Below are 3,227 nucleotides of genomic sequence, written 5' to 3' on the forward strand. Positions count from 1 at the left end.
TGGCTGGTCTCATTTAATGCGAACCGGAGGCGGCCGCGGCAATCGGCTGGGCAGACAACGCCGATTGCCGGTCCAGCGCTTACAAAAACAAGGCGCGCAATCTTTTGCGCGCCTTCAGTTTGCATCTTTGACCAGTCTCAATCCTTACGAACCGAAATACACCGGTTGCATTCCATCGTTGGCATCCGGGCGGACCGACGAGCCAATCTTGTGACCGACGCGAGCAACATCGCCTTCGACCGCGCGCAGTGAATGATGGCTACCCGATGCCGATGCGCCATCGGCCACGCCGCCAAAACCGCTGGCTGCCACGTTGTCGCTGTTCACGCGCGTTTCAGCCGCTTGAATATTGGCCGGATATTGCGTTTGATCGCCAGTCGGGTTATAGCCTGCTTTTTCCAGTTGGACCAGTTGCGCCTTCACTTCGGCGCGGGTTACGGGTTGATTTGATTGAGCGAAAGACGAGACAGCCGGAACGACCAACGCAACGGCAACGATGAGCGATTGAACGAGTTTCATGATGCTTTACCTCCAGACTTGGTTTTTCGCAAACACCCGTTTGCGTTTCAGTGATTGAAGTCTAGACCGGGGGCCGCACCGTATTAAGCATCGACAGGACAAAGCATTATTGTTGAAACTAAGTGTTAACCCTTAATCCTTTTGGAAGCTTGCCGTGAACGGCCGCGTATTCGTAATCGCGTTCGATTGTCACGCATGCGAGGCGGAGCCGAGTTCCCCAAGGATCGACTCGCGGTGGAAATCCCCGCGCTGCAACCGCTCCTCCAGCGGACGCCACAGCAAGCTGATCAGTTTGGTCAGCGGTCTTGCCGATGGTCGCTTCCCATCCGCGGACGCATCGCACAACCAGTTGCACACGCGCTCAGAGTCCCACCCGCGTGAATGAGGTTCCAGGAATGCATCCAGTTCGGCCGGTATCAACGCGAGTCGTCCGCCGTGTTGCCGCATGACCCACTGTGCCGCTGCATGGCAGGCGAAATATTGGGGCGCATGGCTGAAACCCTGCAACAAGGCCGGGATCGTCACTCCCTTCACTACGTGGTCAATATCGCTGCGGCCGTCCGGCATGAGCATGGCACTGAAGGTATGGAACCAGTGCATCATGAAGACACTACGCGCAGGCGCCGCCAAAAACCAGTTCTCCAGCATTGGATACGCCGTGTCGTACGTGCGCTCCGAATTGAAATAGCCGACAAGATCCGGCCGGTCGAGCGTGTCCAGAGCCTCGACAAAGGATAGCGGCGAGGAAGGCATCTTGTCGTCTGCTGATGCCGAGGTGTGCGGCAAGCTGGACAAAAGCGTCGTCGCGTCCATCCAGACGCCTCCGAACGTCGTCAATACTGCCAGCCTTACCCAGTCCGATTGAACCTGTGGCGCCCACAGCGCAAAACCGCGTGGCAACGGCGGCAGGCCTGACGGCAGACTGTCGGGACCTAGCAACCGAACACGGTATCCCGTCAAGTGTCTGCGCCAACTCAGCAAGCAAGCATCGACGATACGCGGCAGTGGCGTCCCATTCCAGTAAGTCCAGACGACGCGAGGTATCGCCGTTGATCCGTATTTCGGAGACCGGCATGGCGTACGCTCCTCACGCGTTTCGGGCGTGGCGTGCGCGCCCCCTTTGGATGACCAGTGCAGCACCGGCGGTGGGTCGACCATGGCCACGGATGGTCGCACAGCATCGTCTGGCACCGTAGTGCGCATAAAGCTCGCTTGGTTGTCATGATTTCGAAAACCCATCTTAGCAGGCGATGGCGAATGCTTTCGCGTGTCTGCTTGTCCGCATCGACTCGCGCAATTGATCGCTCCACATTGCGGTTCCGGTTTTTCGGTCGGCTGCCGGAGGCGCCCACTTCAAATCAGGTGGTTGTCGCCGTATGCAGCCTCTGCGTCTTGAGCCACTCGCGCAGGCGGAGAAGTGCTTTGTCGGGCCGGCCGCGCATCGTGCAGAAAGCGAAAAAGGCGTCGCTCGGTCCGAACCCGAGTGGAGCGATCAATCTTTCCTTCGATAACTCGCGCTCGACCAGTAACGCAGGCGCGATCGCAACGCCAAGACCGGCGGCCGCCGCTTCCAGAAGCAACGACAAGTGGTCAAACCGACGACCGCTCGCAAACAGCGCTGGATCCACTCCATTCCGAGCCGCCCACTCCGCCCACGCGTGTGGACGCGAAGTCGTATGCAGGAGCGGCTGACCGATCAGATCTGTCGGCGTCGCAATGTCATGAGGCCAGTCCGGCGCGCAGACAGGACCGACGGTTTCTTCGAAGAGGGTCGCGGCCTCGACATCCGCCGGCCAAGTTCGGTCGCTGACGATCAGGCAATCAACGACATCTCGCTGCAGATCGTCCATCGACGTACTCGTCTGCAAGCGGACCCGGATGTCCAGATTGGCCGCCTCGAACCGCTCGAGCCGCGCAATGAGCCAGTTCGACAGGAAGCTGCCCGGAGCGCCCAGCACGATTTCGGCTATCGGCGCGTGCTGCGCGATCTCCGCACAACGGGTCTCCAGCAGCGTAAAAATCTGGTCGGCGGCCTGCTTCAGGCTCTGCCCTTCATCGGTCAACCGCACGCCGCCCGCGTGGCGCACAAACAGGGATTTGCCGAGCCACTCCTCCAGTTGGCGAACTTGATGGCTCACGGCGCTGTGGGTCACGTGCAGTTCCTGCGCGGCGGCCGAGATGCTGAACTGCCGGGCGGCTGCGTCAAAGGCGCGAAGCGCGTTGAGCGGGGGAAGTCGGCGCATGCGGTTTGGACGTCGATTTAACTCACAGCATTGTGCACAAATTTATCGCTACCCGTGGAACGTCGCCGAAATTACATTAAGGCCGCGTCAACGAATAGTTCATCGCATCTGCGAGACATAAGGAGCTCAAATGACAGATACAAACTTCCCGCTCGCAAACAGCAAGGTTCTCTACGAAACCTTGCTGACAGAGGAAGACTACAGCGTCTCCAGGACCACGGTCCGCGCCGGCGGCGAAACGCAATGGCACTTCCATACGACCGTGCGTGACCGCTTTGTCGTCGTTCGAGGCGTGTTGACCGTCGAAAAGAAAATCGGCGATCTGATCGACAGAACCCAAGTTTTCGATCATCACACGGTCGAACCGGGTGTCATGCATCACGTCAGGAATGAGACGGCCGACGACGTGGTGTACATCATGATTCAGTCCGGAGGCGCCCGCGACATCGTGCTCGCTCAAACGTG

The 3,227-nt window shown here is 59.2% G+C and carries 4 protein-coding genes; 1 reads left to right on the forward strand and 3 read right to left on the reverse strand.

All coding sequences use genetic code 11. From position 1 onward, the window contains the following. Nucleotides 1–144: 144 nt before the first annotated feature. The 3 genes from ACFFAR_RS28910 to ACFFAR_RS28920 form a co-directional block, all read right to left on the reverse strand. Nucleotides 145–519: a DUF4148 domain-containing protein gene (locus ACFFAR_RS28910; protein WP_375508980.1), complete on the reverse strand. Its 375-nt coding sequence runs from the start codon at nt 517–519 to the stop codon at nt 145–147. A gap of 189 nt (nt 520–708) precedes the next feature. Then, a complete protein-coding gene (locus ACFFAR_RS28915) occupies nt 709–1,758 on the reverse strand; it encodes a capsular polysaccharide synthesis protein (RefSeq protein ID WP_375508981.1) in 1,050 nt (349 codons plus the stop codon). Between the two features lie 119 nt (nt 1,759–1,877). Beyond that, nucleotides 1,878–2,762 (reverse strand): LysR substrate-binding domain-containing protein, encoded by an 885-nt coding sequence (locus tag ACFFAR_RS28920; RefSeq protein ID WP_375508982.1) that lies wholly within the window; start codon nt 2,760–2,762, stop codon nt 1,878–1,880. Nucleotides 2,763–2,892: 130 nt separating this feature from the next. On the opposite strand from ACFFAR_RS28920, the gene ACFFAR_RS28925 reads away from it, so the two are divergent. Next, a partial coding sequence (locus tag ACFFAR_RS28925) for a cupin domain-containing protein (RefSeq protein WP_375508983.1) occupies nt 2,893–3,227 on the forward strand: 335 nt, incomplete at its 3' end.

Origin of the sequence: uncultured Caballeronia sp., from assembly GCF_964243625.1 — a bacterium.
Lineage (GTDB): Bacteria > Pseudomonadota > Gammaproteobacteria > Burkholderiales > Burkholderiaceae > Caballeronia.

Bases quoted from the DNA above. Each gene is read 5' to 3' on its own strand.
- ACFFAR_RS28910 (WP_375508980.1), bottom strand. From the start codon at position 519: ATGAAACTCGTTCAATCGCTCATCGTTGCCGTTGCGTTGGTCGTTCCG.
- ACFFAR_RS28915 (WP_375508981.1), bottom strand. From the start codon at position 1,758: ATGGGTTTTCGAAATCATGACAACCAAGCGAGCTTTATGCGCACTACG.
- ACFFAR_RS28920 (WP_375508982.1), bottom strand. From the start codon at position 2,762: ATGCGCCGACTTCCCCCGCTCAACGCGCTTCGCGCCTTTGACGCAGCC.